A 19,956-nucleotide genomic window follows, 5' to 3' on the forward strand; every position below is an offset into this window, starting at 1 on the left:
GCAAGGTGGAGTTGGCATAGCCGGGGCAGAGCAATACGGTGTTTGTGCTGATGCCAGAACACATGGCCAACGCCCTGCGCGCGCAGGGGTGGCGATTCCATGCCCTGTTGAGCAGTATGTACCACTTTGTGTGTGCATCCCCCGCCCGCGTGGCTCCATAACAGCCCTTACGGCGGCCCTGTGCTGCTGCACACAGGGCTGAATAACGCGCAAAATACCCCACACGGCGTAAAAGCAGGCAGGGCACCGCCGCTCCAGCCTTGACATAAGGCCCCCGCCCCTGCTTCCTCCACCCCAATTGAACTCTGCCAAAACAAGCGCCCGCCCGCAGGCCGGGCCACAATTTGTGGGACAAGACCATGCACCCTTACCGTACCCATAGCTGCTCGGCCCTTCGCGCGGGCGATGCTGGCACCACCGCGCGCCTGTCCGGCTGGGTGCACAGCAAGCGCGACCATGGCGGCCTGCTGTTTATTGACCTGCGGGACGAAACGGGCATGACCCAGATTGTTATCCCCGCCGGGTCGGACGTTATGGCCACAGCCGAACCCGTGCGCGTGGAAAGCGTGATTACGGTCACCGGCAATGTGGTTGAACGCGCCGAGGGCACACGCAACCCCGACCTTGCCACGGGCGATATTGAAGTTCAGGCAAAAGAGTTTGTGGTGCAGTCCCACGCAGCCGTACTGCCGCTTCAGGTTGCCGGGCAGGAACATTATTCGGACGAACTGCGCCTGCGCTACCGCTACATAGACCTGCGGCGCGAAAAGGTGCACGCCAACATCCGCCTGCGCTGCGCCGTTATTGCCAGCATGCGCAAGCGTATGACCGATCTGGACTTTGTGGAGCTGCAAACCCCCATCCTGACCGCCTCCTCCCCCGAAGGCGCGCGTGACTTTCTGGTGCCCTCGCGCAACCACCCCGGCAAGTTCTACGCCCTGCCGCAGGCCCCCCAGCAGTTCAAGCAGCTTGCCATGGTGGCCGGGTTTGACCGCTACTTCCAGATTGCACCGTGCTTCCGTGATGAAGCCTCCCGCGCGGACCGCTCCCCCGGTGAGTTCTACCAGCTTGACTTTGAAATGGCCTTTGCCACGCAGGATGAAATTTTTGCGGTGATGGAAGAGGTCATGAGCGGGCTGTTTACCGAATTCGGCAATGGCCGCACGGTCAGCACTGCCCCGTTCGAGCGTATTCCCTACGCCCGCGCCATGCAGGTGTACGGCTCCGACAAGCCCGACCTGCGCAACCCGCTGCTGATTACGGATGTTACGGAAGACTTTGCAGGCTCGGGCTTTGGCCTGTTTGCCCGCATTGCCGCCGATGGGGGGGAAATCCGCGCCATTCCCGCCCCCGGTGCGGGTGATCGCCCCCGTTCGTTCTTTGACAAGCTGAACGCATGGGCGCGTGAGAACGGGGCTGGTGGCCTTGGTTACATCACCTTCAATGCTGAAGGGGGGCAAGGCCCGATCGCCAAGAACCTTGAGGCCGACCGGGCGGAAGCCATTCGCGCCAAACTGGGGCTGAAGGCGGGCGATGCCGTGTTCTTTGCGGCAGGCAAGGGGCATGACGTTGCCAAGTTCTCCGGTCTTGTGCGCACCCGCATTGCCGAGGAACTGGACCTGATCGAGAAGAACGCCTTCCGCTTCTGCTGGATTACGGACTTCCCCATGTATGAGCTGAACGAGGAAACGGGGCTGGTCGACTTCTCCCACAACCCGTTCTCCATGCCCCAAGGCGGGCTGGACGCGCTGAACACCAAAGACCCGCTGGATATTCTGGCCTACCAGTACGACATTGTGTGCAACGGAATCGAACTGTCCTCCGGTGCGGTGCGGAACCACCTGCCCGACGTGATGGTCCGTGCGTTTGAAATTGCAGGCTACCCCGAGAGCGAGGTGGAAGCCCGCTTTGGCGGCATGCTCAACGCCTTCCGCTATGGCGCGCCCCCGCATGGTGGCTCGGCCCCCGGTGTGGACCGCATTGTTATGCTGCTGGCGGACGAACCCAATATTCGCGAGGTTATTTTGTTCCCGCTCAACCAGCAGGGCGAAGACCTGATGATGGGTGCCCCCGCCCCCGTTGCCCCCGAGCGTATGAAGGAACTCTCCCTCGCGCTGAACCTGCCCAAGCCCAAACCGGTGGTCAAAAAAGACTGATCAGCGCCTTTTTGGCCCACAATCTCACATCCGGCCGGTTGCATGACCGCGCCGGATGTTTTCTTGTAGGGGGTATGACCATACGCCCCCAGCGCCACCGGGCCGCCCTGCTGGCCGCCTTTGCGCCAGCCTCCCTTGCTCTTGCCTTTGCCCTGCACAGCCCCTGCGCGCAGGCGGCAACGCCCACATCGCCCCTTGTGTCGCAACAGGCGGTGTATGATCTGGGGCTGGTGGAAGCCGCAGGCGGGCAAACGCTCTCCGCCACCGGGCGTATGACCTACGCCGTGCTCAAGACCTGCCTTGGCTGGTCCTCCCGCCAGAGGCTGGACATACAGAGTGTCACCCGCAAGCAGGGCGAGGAGCACCTGCTGTCAGACTATGCCGCGCAGGAAAGTCTGGACGGGCGGCACCTGACCTTCAAAAGTCAGGAAACACGCAACGGCAAGGTGCTACGCGTTGTAAGCGGGGAGGCAAGCCTTGCCCCCGATGGTTCAGGCGTTGTGCAGTACCGCCAGCCCCTTGCCAAAACGCTCAAGCTGCCTGCTGGCACCCTGTTCCCCGTCACCCATACCGCCGCCATTCTGGCCGCTGCCCAAAAGGGCGAGAAGGAACTGGTAACCCCCCTGTTTGACGGCACCCTGCCCGATGGACCGGAGGATACCTACGTAACCCTGCTCCACTGGGCCGCCCCCCCCACCAGCACGCCCTACCAGCCTTTGCAAAAACTGGGGTCCGGGTTTGTGCATATCGCTTTTTACGACCGCAATGCCCACACCATGATGCCCGAATACGAAATGGGCATGCGCTATTTTGCCAATGGCGTGTCCGACCAGCTCCATCTGGACTTTGGGGATTTCAAAATGCAGGGCACGCTCAGCACCCTCAACCTGCCCCCCACCCCAACCTGCACGCAGGATACAGCGCACTGAAAACACGCGGCCCTAGACTTCCACCGCATCCCCCGTAAAAAGCAGGTTCTGAAAATCCATTTTCTGGCGGTGGTTTTTTCTGCGCCACTTCTTTTTATTCGCCCGCCGCCAGACACGCGGCACAAACGGGTAGGCGCGCGGCAGGCAGCCGGACAGCAAGGCGGCCCAGCTCATAATCAGGATCGGGGTCAGGCTGGTGCTGGCCAGCGCCCCCATATAGGGGGAATCCGCCATAAGATTTTGTGAAAAAGCCAGTATGGACGCAGCCTCAATGGCCTCTTCCATGACCTGTTCACGGCTGAGGGTCGCACTCCCCCAACCTGCCAGCGCGGCCTCCAGCACCTCGGCTTCCTGCTTTTGGGTGAGCGGGAGCACGCGGTCGAGCAACGGTTTTTGCACCGCCGCCAAATAAGCGGCATTTTTGCGCAATGCGGCGCGCAGGCTGCCCGCACCGGCACCACCGATCTGTTCGGCCTCGTCCGTGCGCCCCATATCCTCCACCTCCCCCGCCAAAGCGGCACGGACCAGCCGCCCCCGCTGGGACGGGCTGAGTGCGGGCATAAGGGCTGCGGCCAGCAAGGGGTTAAGGAGTGCCTGGGGAATCTGGTCCGCTCCCTCGGACGTATCCAGCATCTGGAGCAGCACCGTGGCTGCTGCTTTTTGCTCGGCGGTGGCGTTTTTATCCGCCAGAATATTCGAGAGGGCCTCATACAGTTCGGGCAGCAGGCCGCTGGTCAGGGCGTTGCCCAAAAATGCAGGCAGGGTGGATGCGCCAGCCGCACTCTCCGCCGCCCCGCCCGTATTCTGGACAAGCTGCACAATACCGCCGGGGAGAACAATCTCCTCCGCCTGTGCCGCCCCCATGCCCGCAAGGGCGGTGGCCAAAGCCCGCCTGCCATCCTGCACTGTGTTACTGGCCAGACCATACAGCCCAGACGTGGTCACAACCGCCCCCCCCAACGCACCGGCCGCGGCGGATTGCGCCCCAAGGGACTGAAGCAGCGGCAGGCTGAGCGCACCACCCGCGGCCCCCGCGGCCACGCCGGACTGCCCCGCCATACTGGTCGCAAGCTGTATAAGCTGGCTGGCCAGCGCTTTTTGTTCGGATGTGGCCGATGGGTCGTTGAGCACGGTCTCTGCGGCGCGCGTGACATCGGCCATTAACGCGGCTGTGCCTGCCCCTGCGGGTGTCTCTGCGGCTGCGGCAGTGGTGTCCGCCATGCCCGGAGTAGCGCTGTTGTCAGCCTCCACCACCTGAGCGGCGGAAGCCGAAGCCCCGTTGCCCGCCAGCGCAGTACCAAGCAGGTTTTGCGCCCCCCTGGAGAGGGTGAGCATAACATCCGCCTGCTGGGCCTGTGCCTGTGCCAGCGCGGTGCGCGCGGTCTGCACCAATGCCGTGGATGAGGGGAGTGCGGCTGTCTGGCGGAGTTGTGCCCCTGCCTGCCCGGCACCATCTGCCCCCCCCGGAGGCTGATGACCCAGCCCCCCCCAGTTACCCGGACCGGACAGGCCACCTGATCCTGTTGTTGCTGACATGGCCTGCTCCGTCACATTCGCACCATGGCGGGCAAGACCCATCCATGCCCCGCACCGGGTGCATCAGCCTGCCATACCCGGCAGGCTCAGGCCAACAGGATTATAAGCGCCTTAGTTAACCTTTGTGCTGCTGCCCGTTGGCGCGCCCTCACGCAGAACACCCACCAGTTCCTGCAAAGCCTGCGGGTTGTTCTTGAGAATGGCCACATTGGCCGCATCGGGCACTGGCATCTGCGCTCCCCCCTGACCGGGCGGAACGTTGAGCAGGCTGCCCGTCAGGCCCACGCAGGTCAGGCTCATGACAAAGCTGCGCGCGTCCAAACCGTGCGCCTTGAGAATAGCGCCCAGCCCCGGCACCTGCCCCACAAGAGCGATCTGCTGGTCGAGCGACATGCCAGCACGCCCCGGCGGCTGAATTTTGGCGGCCTGAATGGCCCTGAGTGCTGCACTCAGGCGGGGCAGTACATCGGGGGCCAGCTTGTAGTGCAGGGCTGCATCCATATCATGCTGCATGGTCGCAACCTGCTCGGGCGTGAGGGAGGGGGCCTGTGGCCTAGCCCCTCCAGCGGGGGCAACACTCTGGGCCTGTGCCGCCCCGGCCACCAGCAGGGCCATAGCCCCCAGAACCGGAAACGCCTTGCGAATAAAAACCATGTTTTTCACCTTTATCATGCTGCAATCACCCATTCGCCACGGCGCATGAGTGGTACACGCCCACCCTGTGCGTCCAGCCCGTCCACATCAATTTCGCCCGAGCCAATCATCCAGTCTATGTGGATCATGCTGGTATTGGCCCCGCGCGCGGCCAATGCGGCCTCGTCCTGCCCCTGCGTGTCGCGCATGCATTTGGTGTAGGACTGGCCAAGGGCTATGTGGCTGGCTGCATTTTCGTCAAACAAGGTGTTCTGGAACAACACCCCACTGCGCGAAATGGGGGAGGAATGGGGCACAAGTGCGACCTCGCCCAGCCTTCTGGCTCCTTCATCGGTATCGAGCACCCGTTCAAGCACATCCTGCCCACGGGTTGCATGCATGTCCACAATACGCCCGCCTTCAAAACGGACCTTTATGCCGTCTATGAGTGTGCCTTGGTGCGAGAGGGGCTTGGTGCTGGCCACGGTCCCTTCCACCCGCAGGCGGTGGGGGGTGGTGAACACCTCCTCGGTGGGAATGTTAGGGTTGCACACAATGCCGTTACCCGCTTTTTCCGCTCCCCCTGCCCAGTCATGCCCATCGGCCAGACCAACCAGCAGGTCCGTACCGGGGCCGGAAAAATGCAGGGCGTCGTAGCGCACATCGTTCAGAAAAGCCGCGCGGCGGTGCAGAATGGCATTATGGGCCTCCCACTGTGCCACCGGGTCATCCCCATTCAGGCGGGAGACGGCAAAAATGGCCTGCCAGAGTTTTTCCACCGCCGTCTCTTCCGGCAGGCCGGGGAACACCTGCATGGCCCATGCCGGGGTGGCGGCGGCCACAATGCACCAGTTCACATCAAAATTGGTAATAATCTCCATGGCGGGGCGGTTCACGCGGGAGGCGGCCTTGCTTGCGCGGGAGACGTGGTCGGGGTTCTGGCCCGCCAGAAGTGCCGGGTTGGAACCGGTAATGGCCATGCGCGCAGCCCCGGCGCGAAAGCCCTCCGCCATACCGGCGGACAGCCAGCCCGATGCGGTATCGAACGTGCTTTCCTCGCCATACTGATAGCGGGCCAGCGTTGTTTCCTCGTCCGAATAGAATGTGGTGACCAGCGAGGCGCCGGCCTTGTAGGCATGTTCGGTAATGCGGCGCACCAGCGGCACCGCATGGAGGGGTGCGGTCATAATAACCTGCTGGCCCGGTGCTACGTTCAGCCCTGTGCGGGCGGCCACCTCGCCCAGCCGGTCAAGCTGGGCTGCAAATTCGGCCGAAGCCAGATAGCCACCATGGGCCTGCGTGTTGCGGTCTGTCACGTTTGTGCCTGTCCCTTTTTGTGGCGTAACCCTTTAGCACTTATGGGATACCCATGGGGCGCGTCCGTCAACTCCGGGTTTTTGCGCCCTGCCCTGCTGGTGGCTGTGCCGCCCGTTGCGCGCTAACGCACAATACGCCCTCCGGCACCCCCTTCTGGGCCTGTTGGCTGGCTATGCCACGGGGGATTACTCTGCGGGGGTGGGCTGTTCTGGCAGTTCAAAGGGCTTCAGGCCCGCTGGCAGGTAGAGCGGGTGGCAGGGGCGGCCACCCGCACTCAGGCGGAGCGCGCTTACGGCAATGCCGTGGCTTTGCAGCATGTGCACAACCTGTGGCCCGCGCGCGCGCAGGGCTTTGTGGTGGGGAGAACCATAGGCCGCCACAACCAGGTCTGCCTTGCGGGCCATGTCCAGCAGGGCGGCATTGTTATCGGGGCCTATGGGGTCCGGGGTTTCCAGCAGCCGCATCTGGTCGGTGCAGCGATAGGCAAAGGTGTTGCCCACAAACAGGCCGCCATAGCCCCATGCGCGGGCGTAGCGCTGGCATTTGGCCACGGTCCGGTCATCACCATGTTCGGTTGCGACCGAGGGGTTCATCATCAGCCACATGACCAGTGGCTGACCTTCCTCCCATACGCGCCGCAGGGTGTAGCGGTAGCATTTGTCCACCCCGCCATAGGTTGCGGTGCTGACAACATCCCCCGACAGTTTGAGCGGGCGGGACTGGCCTACGTGGTGGCCCGTAAACAGATCTTTCATCACACTTCCGGCTGGCAGGGGTTCTTGCGCGTTCTGCCCCCACGTTTAGGGCGCAATGGCGCGCGGCACAAACCCGGCCCCCCTTTAGGGCGCAAACCCCGTGCGGTCGGCCGGGGTGAGTGCGCGCAGGACGCGGCAGGGCACGCCAGCCGCCACCACCCCTGCGGGCACATCATGCGTGACCACGCTACCAGCCCCAATAACACTCCCCGCACCAATGCTGACCCCGGGGGTAACATGCACCCCCGCCCCCAGCCACACACCGTGGCCAATGGTAATGGGCCGGGCATAGCACCCCCCTGCCGCACGCTCCTGCGCATCCAGCGCATGGTTGGCGGAATACAGCCCCACACGCGGGCCGAACAAAACATTATCCCCTATTGTAATGGGGGCGGCATCGAGCAGGATACAATCAAAATTGGCGTAAAAATTATTGCCAATGGTAATGTTGCACCCAAATTCGCACCGCAGGGCTGGTTCAAAATGCACCTGCTGGCCAATACCGCCCAACAGGGTGCGCAAAATACTCTCCCGCTCGGCGGGCGGGCGGCCAAAACTTGCATTGTAGCGGTTGCTCAGCACCACGGCATCCGCACGGGCACGCACCAGTTCTGGCGCAAGGTCGTTATACATGGCCCCTGTGCGCATGAACGCCATGTGTTCGGCCAGTGTCATTGGCGTGCTCTTTCCTGCTGTGGTGGCGCGGCATCCGTACCCACGGAGTGTTCTGGGTGGGCGGCCCGCCAGCGCGCTGTGTTTGCTGTGCGGATGGCAGCCTGTCTGGCCTGAATTCTGGCCGGGTCATACCCAAAAGCGGCACACTGGGCGGGCGTGATATACCCGGTTTTGAGCAAAAACAGGGCCAGCTTTTGCGGGTAGGCAATCTTGCGCACAAACGCAGCGGGGCAACCTGTTACCCCCCGCACCTGCACGGAAGGGTCCAGTGCGCACCATGTATCCTGATCATTGGCATGCCGGTCGTACCAGTGCAGCATGTAGGTCCACCCGGCCCTAAGCTGGCCCAGATTGGCGCTGTTGGCCACATAGGCTGCCAGAAAACCGTTCACAACCTTGCGGTCAGGCGGTGGTGGCGCCCTGAACGATGGAAACCCACGCCGAAAATAGGCCCACAAAAACCCGGCATACGCAGGCTGGGTGGTTACGGTGCGTACACTCCCTTGCGTATATTCATCAATAACAACCGGCAGGACTGACCACACATAGGGAGCAAACACGTAGTTGAACCGCTGGTCCCACAGAACAAACTGCCGCCCGCCATCATGGTTAATATCCACCACACCGGGGGTTCCGTCCCCATCCTGTGTGGCAAGGGGGGCAACCACCCACTGGCCCGCAGCATTGCTGCCCACAATGGCGGAAACCGTGCAGCAATGCGCCCCCATGGTATAGCCCGACACCAGCATTTGCGGGGGGCCGCTGCTTTTGTCCAGATGATAAAGGGCCACCTGCAGGCTGCCCAGCATTCCCCCTTCGTCCCCCGTGATCAGCGAGGCAATGGCCTGCCTGAACTCCGGCCTGCCGGGGGCCTGCGCCACCAGCGTTGCAACCGTGCAGTGTTGCTCTGGCGGTGCGGTGGAGGGGTCCACATCCCCCATGAGAAGACCGTGCACCGGGCAGGGCTGGTTTTCCGCCACCTCCACCTTTACGGACAGGCCCTCAACCGTAAGGGCCACAGGCTGGGGTTGTAACGCATGGACCCGGTCAAAAACCCGGATTCTGGCCAAAGGGCGTACAGTCTGCAATGCCCCGGCATAGGGCGTTCCCCCGGCCACAGGGGCCGCATGGGCAAAAACGGGCGTTATGGCAAGCGTGCCCAGTATGGCCAGCAGGCACGGCACAACCTTGGAGCAGCGCATGGGGGTGGGGTTTCCTTACATTATGGAGCATGGTCACCCAATGTGCTTTGCGGGTGCAGGCGGGCGTTGAGCAAGGTTAACACCAGCACAACCAGCGCGGCCAGACCCACGCTCAGCATAAGTGCTGGGGCAAGCCCCACCCCAATCCATGCAGCAAGCCGGGTTTGCAGCAACGCATTGCTGGCCGCAATCAGATTGCCACACTGGTAGGCCAAGCCCGGAAACGTGGCCCGGACAGAGGCGGGGGACAACTCGCTCAGATACGCAGGCACCACCCCCCACGCCCCCTGAATACAGAACTGGATGCACACAGCCCCCACCCCAAGCCAGACAATGGAATGCGGCAACGTCCATAACGGCAGCAGCGGAATGGTCAGCGCGGCCGCCACGGCAATGGCATATTGCCGCCCGATCCGTTGGGAAAGCACCCCAAACACCACCCCACCCGCAATGGCCGCCAGATTGTACAGCACAGCCAGCATGGTAATGGAGGTGGGCGGCACGTGCCGCTCCAGCGCCAGAAACACCTTGGGGTACAAATCCTGCGAACCGTGGCTCATGAAGTTAAAGGCCGCCATAAGAACTACGGCAAACACGCATAGCGCCATGTTCTGCCGCGCCACCTCCAGCATGCCGGGCTGGCGCACAGCCCCTCCGCCCTGCGCCTGACGGGCCAGCCAGTCCGGGCTTTCTGGCACACGCAACCAGATGTAAACAGCCGAAACAATGGCCCCGCCCCCCAGCACAAACAGCCCGCGCCAGCCCAGCACAGGCAGCAGCAGGAACATGAGCGACGCCAGCAGATACCCCGCAGGGTAGCCCGCCTGCAAAATGCCCGATGCCGTACCCCGCCATGATGGCGGAACGCTCTCCATGATCAGCGATGTGCCAACGCCCCATTCCCCCCCAAGAGCCACGCCAAACAGCGCACGCAGGGCCAGAAACACCGTAAGTGTCGGCGCAAAGGCCGAGAGCACCTCGATCAGCGAGTAAATGGTAATTGTGCCGATCAGCACGGGTTTGCGCCCATATGCATCCGCCGCCCGCCCGCACACAAACGCGCCTATGGGGCGGGTTACAAGGGTAAGTGTGGGGGCCAGCAGCACCACCTCCAGCGAGGTGGAAAAACTCTGTGCAACATTATCGAGCGTGAACAGGACAATAAAAAAATCACAGGCATCGAGCATCCACCCCAAAAAGGAGGCGGCCACAACATGCCGTGCTGTTGTGCGGTCGATGGGGGAGAGAGCACTGGCGGCCATGGGGTACTCCTGCTTGCCGGTTACTCACCTTGTGGCATGCCCGCCATTGGCTCCGCCACGCAGGAATAATCACGAATACGCCAGTCCTGCCCGTCTCTTTTTCCACCACTGGTCAGGCAGGGGCACTGTGGAGCGGACGATACGCCCCGGCATCCCTACTCCCCCTGCCACAATTTTCCCCCTTGGGTGGCCACAGCCACGGGGGGTGTTCGCGCTTTGGAACAACACAAAAGTGAAAGGGGGTATCACGCAGGAATCGTTCCAACCCCACCGCCTTGCGCACACAACTGCCATGATGACTTCAGCATTGACCAAAGCCTGCGCGCACCGGCTTAATGAATACAGATGATACTGTTTTTATTCAGGTATTATCATAAGTTTTTCAAACATAGCTTTCAAAGAGGCTTCTCATGTCTAAATGGACAGGCTTGTGGCGCGTGGCAGGCCATGACGGCAAGGACAACCGGATTGTTGTGCTCAACGGCGATGTGGAGGACGAAATTGATGAAAAAGATTACGTCCTGAACAAGATCCAGCCGCCAGTTGAAGATCTGGAATGGCGGAAAAAGTAAGGTTTCCGCCATTTGGCAGGTGTGGATGTTCCAAAATGAACACAAGGGGGGCGGAATGTTCCATACCTGCCAGACCAGTACGCCGGGTCTGGTCCTGTCTACCGGACCCGGCGGCTTGGCCTACCTGAGCACCACAACAGCCCAACCCGGTTATTCTGGCCCGCGCCATTCCGGCGGGCCGTGTGGTCCCGTACTCCGCACGCCACACCCGCCATAAGCAGAAGGGCCGGGGCGTTCCCGCCTCGACCCCCCCGGTCTTGCCGCGCTAAGCAAGATTTCCTACGTGCTGGCCCTTCAGAGCTTCAGGCTCTGGCCTGCACTGCTTCTGGCTGCCCAAAGGCCAGTTGCCCCCACACCCGCTCACGCAGCATAGGCACAATGGACTGATCGCTCAGGGCTGACAGATCACCTAGTTCATTCGTATCTCCACTTGCAATCTTGCGCAACAGGCGGCGCACAATTTTGCCCGAGCGCGTGCGCGGCAGGTCCGGCACCAGATACACGGCCTCTGGCGCTGCGTACCGCCCGATCAACTGCACCACCAAACGGCTGATGCCTGCCTCGTCCAGCCCGGAGGTTACATCCTTGCGCAAAATGGCGAACACCACCAGCGCCTGCCCCTTGACCGGGTGTTCCACCCCAACGGCCGCACATTCCACAATCCTGTGGTCCGCCCCCAATGCGTCCTCCACCTCCGCCGTGCCAAGGCGGTGGCCTGCAATGTTGATCACATCATCCATACGCCCGGTTATCCAGTAGTATCCGTCCTCATCCCGCTTTGCGCCATCGCCCGTAAAGTACAGGCCCGGAGCCATGGCAAAGTAGGTCTGGCAGAAGCGGGCGTGGTCCCCCCATATGGTGCGCGCCTGACCGGGCCATGAGCGGGTTATGCACAAAGCACCTTCCGCCGCCCCCTGCTCCACCCGCCCCCGCTGGTCGAGCACGGCCATTTCCACCCCCGGCAGGGGCATGGTGGCCGATCCGGGTTTGAGGGACTGCACACCCGGTATGGGGCCAAGCACAATACCTGCGGTTTCGGTCTGCCACCATGTATCGGCCACGGGGCAGCGCTTTTTGCCCACCACATCATGGTACCACAACCATGCATCGGGGCTGATCGGCTCGCCCGCAACGCCAAGCAGACGCAGGGAGGACAGGCTGCGGCTGTTCACCACATCATCCCCTTCGGCCATCATGGCGCGCACGGCGGTGGGGGCGGTAAAGAGCATGCTCACCTTGTATTCATCAATCAGGTCAAACCACCGCCCCGGCCGGGGGGAAGTTGGCAGACTGTCCGAGATCATGGTGGTGCCGCCATTGGCCAGCGGGCCATACACCACGGATGTATGCCCCGTAATCCACGCAACATCCGCCGTACACCACAGCACATCACCCGGCTGGTGGGTGTAGACCATGCCCATGGTGTAGGCCGCCCACACCATATACCCCCCCGTTGCATGGACCACCGCCTTGGGTTTGCCCGTACTGCCCGAGGTATAGAGCATAAACAGCGGGTCCTCCGCCCGCATGACGGCAGGCACAAAATCCGCCTCGAAATTATCGACAAAATCATGAAAATCGTAGTCCCGGCCAGGCAGCATGGGCACGGCCTCCTCCGATGTGCGCACGACCAGCATGGAATGCACACCACTATTGCCGCCCGCCTTGCGCAAGGCCTCGTCCATGCTCTGCTTGTAAGGCACGGGCTTGTTGCCACGCCATGCCATGTTGGCGGTAATAACGGCCACGGCCCCACTATCCACCAGACGTTCGGCAATGCCTTCGGCCGAGAACCCGCCAAACAGCACCACATGCACCGCCCCAATGCGCGCGCAGGCCAGCATGGACACAACCGCCTCCGCCACCATGGGCAGGCAGATGGCAACCCTGTGCCCCCGCTCCACCCCCAGATGGGTCAGGGCGTTGGCAAGGCGGCAGACCCGTTCGTGCAGGTCTTTGTAGGTCAGGCTTTCTGAGCGGCCCTGCGCCTCGCGCTGGCTGATCAGGGCGACCTGATCGCCCCGCTCGGTCAGGTGGCGGTCTATGCAACAGACCGAGGCATTGAGTGTGCCATCCGCAAACCAGCTAATGGACACATCGTTTTCAAAACTACCAACAAAACCCTGCGTGGGTTTGGAGCACCAGTGGATGCGCCGGGCCTGTTGCAGCCAAAAGCCGTCCGGGTCACGCTTTGCGTGTTCGCGCATGGTCTGCAACTGCTCGGGCGTCATAATTGCCGGATAATGGGGGTAGTTGCGCGCTGGAAGAATGAATTGGTCCGTCATGGTCTTGTATCCCCTGTTTTTGTTGTTGTGTGGGACAGAAGTCTGCGGTGCTCAGGCGGCGTTGCGGTCGGGTTGGCCAATATGGGGCAGAACTGTTGCCACAATGCCGGCATCAAGCGTTTCGTAATCATAATACCGGAGTGTTCTGTAGAGTTCCTCGCGGGTTTGCATCCGCTCCAGCATGGCCTGTGTGCCACCTGTGCGCGCAATGGTGGCGTACAGGTCCGCCTGCGCCTTGTTGGCAGCCCGCAAGGAACTGACCGGCCATATGACCATGCTGTAGCCCATGGCCTCGAACTCGTTGGCCGTAAAATAGGGGGAGCGGCCAAACTCGGTCATATTGGCCAGCAGCGGCACATCTGGCAGGCGGCGCGCAAACTCCCTGAACATTTCTTCCGAGATCAACGCCTCGGGGAAAATGGCGTCGGCCCCGGCCTCGTAATACAACCGCGCACGGGCGACCGCCCCGTCCAGCCCTTCCGAGCCTGCGGCATCCGTGCGGGCGATCACCACCATATCCCGCCGGGCACGGGCGGCGGCGGCCACCTTTTGCGCCATCTCCTGTGGGGAGACGAGTTTTTTGTCATTCAGGTGCCCGCATTTTTTGGGCAGGACCTGATCCTCAATATGTACGGCAGCGGCCCCTGCCTCCTCAAACGCGCGGACCATGTTCATCACGTTCAGGGTTTCACCATACCCTGTATCGCCATCCACCAGCACGGGCAGACCTGTGGCGCGCACAACCTGACGGATGAAAAAACACACCTCGTCTATGGTAATAATACCAAGGTCGGGCAGGCCCATGCTTGCGGTCATGGCAGCCCCCGACAGGTAGAGGGCGCCAAAGCCGCAATCACGCGCCTGTAGGGCCGCCTGCCCGTTATGCGCGCCGGGGATCTGCATAATCCCTTTACGGTGCATTATTTCCTTAAAACGCTGCCCCGCCGGAGTTGCGGGCAGGTCCCTGCCTACCAGATAGGTCATGCGGCGTACTCCAGTCCATCGCGTTCACGTAAGGGTGTGAGCGGGCGTGCATCGGGGCCTGTATAATTGGCGGACGGGCGAATGATTTTGCCATCCACACGCTGTTCCATAATATGCGCGCACCAGCCCGTAACGCGGGCCATAACAAAAACGGGGGTGAACATGGGGGTTGGAATACCCATGGCGTTGTAGGAAACAGCACTGAACCAGTCGAGGTTGGGGAACATTTTTTTCTGCTCCGCCATAACCCGCTCTATGCGCTCGGCCACGGTGTAAAGCCGCATGGTGCCGTTGCGGCGGGAGAGATCCCTTGCCGTTTCCTTGATAATCTCGTTCCTTGGATCAGCCAGTGTGTACACCGGGTGACCAAAGCCGATAATCACCTCTTTGCTCTCCAGCCTGCGGCGGATATCCGCCTCGGCCTCGTCCGCTGTGTGGTAACGCTGCTGAATATCCAACGCCACCTCGTTCGCACCCCCATGTTTGGGGCCACGCAGCGCGCCAATGGCCGCAGTAATGGCGGAATACATATCCGACCCGGTGCCCGCCACCACGCGCGATGCAAAGGTGGAGGCATTGAACTCGTGCTCGGCATACAGAATGAGCGAGGTATGCATGGCCTGCACCCAGTCCTCCGGGGGGGCATGGCCGTGCAGCAGATGCAAAAAGTGCCCGCCCACACTCTCATCCTCCGTACGGGTTTCTATCCGCCGCCCGTGGTTGGAGTAATGGTACCAGTAGAGCAGCATGGAAGCGGTGGAGGCCACCAGCCTGTCTGCTATCTCCCGCGCGCCTGCTGTTGGGCAGTCACTCCGCTCGGGCAGGGCGCAGCCCAGAACAGACACCGCCGTGCGCAGCACGTCCATGGGGTGGGTGGAGGCTGGCAGACGCTCCAGTGTGGTCCGCACAATATCGGGTATATCGCGCAGGCTGTTCAGGTGGCGTCTGTAGCTTTCCAGCTCCGCCGTATTGGGCAGGTAGCCGTGGATCAGCAGGTAGGCGACCTCCTCAAACGTGCAGGCACGGGCGAGGTCTTTTATGTCGTACCCACGGTAGTGCAGGTCGTTGCCGCTGTGGCCGACCGTGCTCAGGGCTGTATTGCCCGCCACTGTGCCGGACAGGGCCACGGACTTTTTGGGTTTTGTGCGGTGCAGTTCGGTGTGCATCATCCTTGCTCCCCTGCCTTGTGTGTTCTGTCTGTCAGGATGTCAGGGCCGCTGTGTGCTGGGTGTTTTTTGCACCCGCGCCAGACTGGCCAAAGTTGAAAATGCCTTCCACCTTATTGGTCTGCATGTCCTGCGGCGGAATATGCAGTTCAAGCTGGTGGAGTTCCCCCGCCCCCAGTTCGGGCAGGCGCTGGACAGCGGCCAGAAAACGCTCAACCTCGGCAGGGGCCACAATCCCTTCCGACAGGGTGCGGAACTTTTGAATATAGTCCGCACGCTGCCATGGTGTGGCCCCCAGCGTATGGGCGTTGGCTACGGCCAGTTCGTCCGCCAGTACGGTGCCGTTTTTCATGCGGATAACAATGCGCCCACCAAAGGCTTTTTTGTCGGGATCGCTTTCGTGGTAGCGTTGTGTCCACTCGGGTTTTTCAATCGTGTGGATTTTTTTCCACAACCGCACCGTATCCGCCCTGCGCGCACGCTCGGGTTCGTAGGAGCGCACATGGTGCCAGCACCCATCCTGCAACGCCACGGCCACAATATACATAATGGAGTGGTCCAGTGTTTCCCGCGTGGCCTGTGGGTCAAACTTCTGCGGGTCGTTGGAGCCGGTGCCAATAACGTAGTGGGTGTGGTGGCTGGTTTCGATCAGCACATCGTCCACATCCTCCCAATTGCTGATTTTTTTGCCCATACGGAAAGCAAGGTCGATCAGTGCCTGACTCTGGTATTCCGCCGAGTGCTCCTTGGTAAAGGAGGACAGAATGGCCCGTTTGGGTTCGCCCATGGCAGGCAGGGGCACGGTGTAGTGCGCATCCTTGCCATCCAGCATCCATGCGATCACGCCATCTTCCCCTTCATAAATGGGTGTGGGCGATGTTTCGCCCAGCATGGCGCGGTCGACTGATTCCACAGCCATTTTGCCTGCATGGGCGGGGGCATAGGCCTTCCATGACGAAATTTCGCCCTTGCGGCTCTGGCGTGTGGCGGTGCTCACATGCAACGCCTGACCAATAGCCTGATAAATAACCGATGGCGGCAGGCGCAGCAGCGTGCCAATGCCTGCGGCAACAGACGGGCCAAGATGGGCCACATGGTCAATCTTGTGCTTGTGCAGGCATATGGCGCGGGCCAGATCGATCTGGATTTCGTACCCCGTGGCAATGCCCCGGATCAGGTCCGCGCCACTGCGGTTGCACTGCTGTGCAACGGCCAGAATACCGGGAATATTATCCCCCGGATGGGAGTATTCCGCCGCCAGAAACGTATCGTGGTAGTCCAGTTCGCGCACGGCGGTGCCATTGGCCCATGCCGCCCACTCCGCATGCACGCGCACATCTGGCCCCATGCCAAACACCGTAGCGCCACCGGGCCTGCGGTGGGCCAGTGCCTCGGTCCGCGCACTCATGACCGCATGGCGGTTGACCGAGGCCATGGCCACAGCCGCATTGTCGATCATACGGTTGATGATCATGTCAGCCACAGCGGGTTCCACAGCAACCGGGTCTGCCGCAACCTGTGCAATTTTCCATGCAAGCTGGTCCGCACGGTTCAGGCGTTCACTCTCGGGGTGTACGCGCACTTCATGATTTTGCATTGTTCTGGCCCTTGCCATCTTGTGATCTGGGGAAACAGTTGCAGACTGTTGCGTAAAGCAGCAGAGGAATAAGAGTAAAAAGAAGCGAAGGAATTCGCCCCCATTGCAAAGTCTGTGAAGGTTGGTGTGCATGCCCAGAACAAAAACCAAGCTGTTCGCCGGTAACCGCCTGCGCCAGTTGCGCCAGCGCGAAGGCATGACACAGGCCACGCTGGCGGAGTGCATTGGGGTATCCCTCAGCTACCTCAACCAGCTTGAGCGCAACCACCGCCCCCTGCCCGACCACCTGTTGCAAAACCTGTGCGAGCACTTTGCCATAAGCCCCGCATGGTTTGCCAACACGCGCGAGGCCCATGCCGTACAGGCCCTACGTGAGACCATGGCCGACCCGATTTTCAAAAATGCTCCACTGCCACTGGCCAAAATGGCTGAGGCCGCCCGGCAGAGTCCAGAACTGTGCGAGGCGTTTTTAACCCTCTACCGCGCTTATGCGTTTGATCAGGAACGGCGCGAACACGCACCCTCGGCCACCAGCACACCCCCGCTTGAACCCTACGAGGCGGTGGGCAACTGGGTGCAGGACCATAACAATTATTTTCATGAACTTGATTGCGCAGCCGAAGGTTTTTACGAAAGCCTCTCCCCGCCCGAGGGGGCCTTGGGGACAGCCCTTGTGCAACACCTGCAAGACCAGCACGGCCTGAGCATAACCCACAATACGGACATGCAGGAGCGCGGGCTGGTCTGGCGTATTGACCGGCACAAACGCCAGATCCAGATCCCCCACAACCAACCGCCAGAAAGCACGCTGTTTTTTCTGGCCCAGATTATTGGCCAGCTTGAACACACCCGCCTGATGACCGAGATTTTGCGCCGCGAAGGCCCAAAGGAGCGCAATGCGCAAGAGCTTGCCCGTGTGTATCTTGGCAACTACTTTGCTGGCGCGCTCATTCTGCCTTATGCGCGCTTCCTGCACAAAGCCCAGAGCATGCGCTACGATGTGGATGACCTGCGCCGCCACTTTGGCGTCAGTTTCGAGCAGGTCTGCCACCGCCTGAGCACCATGCAGCGCTTTGGTGCGGAAGGGATTCCGTTTTACTTTCTTAAACTCGATATTGCCGGGAATATTCTTAAAAGTTTTTCGGCCAACCGGTTTTCGCAGGCCCGCTTTGGTGGCCCATGTCCGTTGTGGAATGTGTTCCGCGCTTTTGCAACGCCGGGGCAGATACAGGTCCAGCTTTCTCAGACCACGGATGATTCCATTTACCTGAATGTTGCACGCACGGTCGGGCGGGAAGGGTTAAGCTATGCCGACCGCCCCCGCCAGATTGCCATGGTGCTGGGCTGCACCATAGCAGATGCGGCAAAAACCGTTTACGCCGCCGGGCTTAATCTGGAGGACCATACGCTGGTCGTGCCCATTGGGCCGGGGTGCCGGGCCTGTGGGCGCGAACAGTGCAGCCACCGCTCGCTCCCTGTTTCTGGCAGGGTGCTGGACACGGGCAGTCATGCCCGCGGCGTTGTGCCGTACCGGGCTGTGCCTGAGCATTAAAAAAAAACCCGCTCGGGGAGCGGGTCAGGTGCTGGCGGGGCAAGGGGGAGGAGGAGAAGAAAGAACATCTTCCAGACTGACCGGGGATGCAAAACAGTCTGGAAGTTCGGGGGGATAGTATTTTAACGGTAGTCACGACAACCACAGATTGTCGCGGTGATGCCCCTTGCCCCACCAGCAGAAACGCCTTCATCACCGCGACAAGATAATAATAAGAACAATTCTCATTTAAGCGCAAGCAAAAAAATAGGAGGTGGCGTATTTTTTTCGCCACCCCCTGCTTTATGGGTTTTATCCCTTTGTTTCAAAAGACTTTAATTAGTGTGCCGCACCTGTAGCCGAATCCACTTTGGGGGCATCTGGCGTTGCAGCGGCGGGGGCTGCTGGCGTGGTCGAAGCCGGGGCAGAAGCCGCCGGGGTGGCGGTGGATGCCGGGGCTACAGCGCCACTCCCCTGTGTGGCAGCCTTGGCCGGAGCCTGCGCGGTTGCGGACTGGTCCACAAAATCGTCCGAGACAAACACAATGCTATCAAGCAACTGGTCCAGTGCTTCCTTTGCCTGTGCGGCCTGTCGGCCTTCTGTCAGCACACGGGCGCGGTACAGGGTGCTTTTGGTCTGTTCCAGCGGGGCAAGGGCAATAATAAAGTCCGCATCTTCGCCCACAACCTGCAGGTTCTGCTGGGCCTGCGCGTTCTGCCCGGCCTTGAGCGCCTGATTGGCCTGCTGGGCCGCGGCTTTTTTATCGGGGGCCAGTGTTTCGGTCAGAATGAACTCACCCCCCACGGGAATCCACGTCACGGCACCTGTTGTGGGCTTGTGCGTGGCGGAAACGGGGTGCTGGGGAGCAGGCTGCAACTGGTCTTCCGCCGCATAAAAACGCCGGTTATCCTTTTGTGCGGCCACAAAGCGCTTTTGCGCATCATAAATCGGGGGGATTGCCGCATCGGTTTTACCCTGCGCCAGCAGGTCACGCGCAACCAGCACGTCCTGCAGGGCCTTCTGCCCATCCACAGAGAGGTGATGCAGCGCACGACCCGCCTTGAACTTTTCCCAATCCGTGTGGATGGCGCCAGCATGGGCTGCCGATGCACTGACCATAAGAGCGGCCACTGCCGCCAAAGATGCCTTAAAACGCATGAAATCAATCCTGACCGAAAATGTTGAACACTGAAACATAAGGATTCTACCTCAATATCTGGTTAGCAAAATGCGTTTCTCAAGGTGTTGGTTGTGAAATACGCAGCATTAAAAAATTTATTATTTTTGAAAACTTTACTGTATTGGGCCTGCATCTCCAGAACACATCACCCATTACGCAATACAGCCATGTTTGAA

At 61.1% G+C, this 19,956-nt stretch carries 17 protein-coding genes; 5 read left to right on the top strand and 12 right to left on the bottom strand.

The annotated features are described in order from the left end of the window. Window positions 1-359 precede the first annotated feature (359 nt). Both aspS and AABE20_RS12905 read left to right on the top strand, forming a co-directional pair. Window positions 360-2,156 (top strand): aspartate--tRNA ligase, encoded by a 1,797-nt coding sequence (aspS, locus tag AABE20_RS12900; RefSeq protein ID WP_338333446.1) that lies wholly within the window; start codon window positions 360-362, stop codon window positions 2,154-2,156. A 74-nt stretch (window positions 2,157-2,230) separates the two neighbouring features. Next, window positions 2,231-3,085, top strand: a complete 855-nt coding sequence (locus AABE20_RS12905; protein WP_338333447.1) for an EipB family protein — start codon at window positions 2,231-2,233, stop codon at window positions 3,083-3,085. A 12-nt stretch (window positions 3,086-3,097) separates the two neighbouring features. Here the strand turns inward: AABE20_RS12905 and AABE20_RS12910 are convergent, their stop codons facing one another. From AABE20_RS12910 to AABE20_RS12940, 7 genes are all read right to left on the bottom strand, one after another. Then, on the bottom strand, window positions 3,098-4,621 hold the full coding sequence (locus AABE20_RS12910) for a hypothetical protein (RefSeq protein ID WP_338333448.1): 1,524 nt from the start codon (window positions 4,619-4,621) through the stop codon (window positions 3,098-3,100). A gap of 111 nt (window positions 4,622-4,732) precedes the next feature. Then, a complete protein-coding gene (locus tag AABE20_RS12915; RefSeq protein WP_338333449.1) occupies window positions 4,733-5,275 on the bottom strand; it encodes a hypothetical protein in 543 nt (180 codons plus the stop codon). A gap of 14 nt (window positions 5,276-5,289) precedes the next feature. After that, window positions 5,290-6,570: an aminopeptidase gene (locus AABE20_RS12920; RefSeq protein ID WP_338333450.1), complete on the bottom strand. Its 1,281-nt coding sequence runs from the start codon at window positions 6,568-6,570 to the stop codon at window positions 5,290-5,292. Between the two features lie 186 nt (window positions 6,571-6,756). After that, a complete protein-coding gene (locus tag AABE20_RS12925; protein ID WP_338333451.1) occupies window positions 6,757-7,326 on the bottom strand; it encodes a DUF1643 domain-containing protein in 570 nt (189 codons plus the stop codon). 84 nt (window positions 7,327-7,410) lie between these two features. Further along, a complete protein-coding gene (locus AABE20_RS12930) occupies window positions 7,411-8,001 on the bottom strand; it encodes a sugar O-acetyltransferase (RefSeq protein ID WP_338333452.1) in 591 nt (196 codons plus the stop codon). Next, a complete protein-coding gene (locus AABE20_RS12935) occupies window positions 7,998-9,203 on the bottom strand; it encodes a thylakoid lumen protein (RefSeq protein WP_338333453.1) in 1,206 nt (401 codons plus the stop codon). Before AABE20_RS12935 ends, AABE20_RS12930 begins: the two co-directional genes overlap by 4 nt. A 20-nt stretch (window positions 9,204-9,223) precedes the next feature. Further along, window positions 9,224-10,465 (bottom strand): MFS transporter, encoded by a 1,242-nt coding sequence (locus AABE20_RS12940; RefSeq protein WP_338333454.1) that lies wholly within the window; start codon window positions 10,463-10,465, stop codon window positions 9,224-9,226. 410 nt (window positions 10,466-10,875) lie between these two features. Here AABE20_RS12940 and AABE20_RS12945 point away from each other — a divergent pair, with 410 nt between their 5' ends. Both AABE20_RS12945 and AABE20_RS12950 read left to right on the top strand, forming a co-directional pair. After that, window positions 10,876-11,037: a hypothetical protein gene (locus tag AABE20_RS12945; protein WP_338333455.1), complete on the top strand. Its 162-nt coding sequence runs from the start codon at window positions 10,876-10,878 to the stop codon at window positions 11,035-11,037. A 55-nt stretch (window positions 11,038-11,092) separates the two neighbouring features. Beyond that, window positions 11,093-11,254 (top strand): hypothetical protein, encoded by a 162-nt coding sequence (locus AABE20_RS12950; protein ID WP_338333456.1) that lies wholly within the window; start codon window positions 11,093-11,095, stop codon window positions 11,252-11,254. Window positions 11,255-11,339: 85 nt separating this feature from the next. Here the strand turns inward: AABE20_RS12950 and acs are convergent, their stop codons facing one another. Genes acs through AABE20_RS12970 form a run of 4 tightly spaced genes read right to left on the bottom strand, consistent with a single transcriptional unit; the run spans window position 11,340 to window position 17,069 of the window. Beyond that, window positions 11,340-13,322 carry an acetate--CoA ligase gene (gene acs / locus AABE20_RS12955; protein WP_338333457.1) on the bottom strand — a complete coding sequence of 661 codons (1,983 nt, stop codon included), beginning with the start codon at window positions 13,320-13,322 and terminating at the stop codon, window positions 11,340-11,342. Window positions 13,323-13,373: 51 nt separating this feature from the next. Then, entirely contained in the window at window positions 13,374-14,306 is a 933-nt protein-coding gene (gene prpB, locus AABE20_RS12960; protein WP_338333458.1) for a methylisocitrate lyase, read from the bottom strand. Continuing rightward, window positions 14,303-15,472: a bifunctional 2-methylcitrate synthase/citrate synthase gene (prpC, locus tag AABE20_RS12965; RefSeq protein ID WP_338333523.1), complete on the bottom strand. Its 1,170-nt coding sequence runs from the start codon at window positions 15,470-15,472 to the stop codon at window positions 14,303-14,305. The genes prpB and prpC overlap by 4 nt, the downstream gene beginning before the upstream one ends. Before the next feature lie 34 nt (window positions 15,473-15,506). Continuing rightward, the gene (locus AABE20_RS12970; protein ID WP_338333459.1) at window positions 15,507-17,069 is read right to left on the bottom strand and encodes an MmgE/PrpD family protein; all 1,563 of its coding nucleotides are present in this window, start codon (window positions 17,067-17,069) and stop codon (window positions 15,507-15,509) included. A 130-nt stretch (window positions 17,070-17,199) separates the two neighbouring features. On the opposite strand from AABE20_RS12970, the gene AABE20_RS12975 reads away from it, so the two are divergent. Then, the gene (locus AABE20_RS12975) at window positions 17,200-18,621 is read left to right on the top strand and encodes a helix-turn-helix domain-containing protein (RefSeq protein ID WP_338333460.1); all 1,422 of its coding nucleotides are present in this window, start codon (window positions 17,200-17,202) and stop codon (window positions 18,619-18,621) included. 318 nt (window positions 18,622-18,939) lie between these two features. On the opposite strand, the gene AABE20_RS12980 is transcribed toward AABE20_RS12975, so the two are convergent. Then, on the bottom strand, window positions 18,940-19,758 hold the full coding sequence (locus AABE20_RS12980) for a YfdX family protein (protein ID WP_338333461.1): 819 nt from the start codon (window positions 19,756-19,758) through the stop codon (window positions 18,940-18,942). Window positions 19,759-19,956: the final 198 nt, after the last annotated feature.

This window comes from Acetobacter zythi (assembly GCF_963921165.1).
GTDB lineage: Bacteria > Pseudomonadota > Alphaproteobacteria > Acetobacterales > Acetobacteraceae > Acetobacter.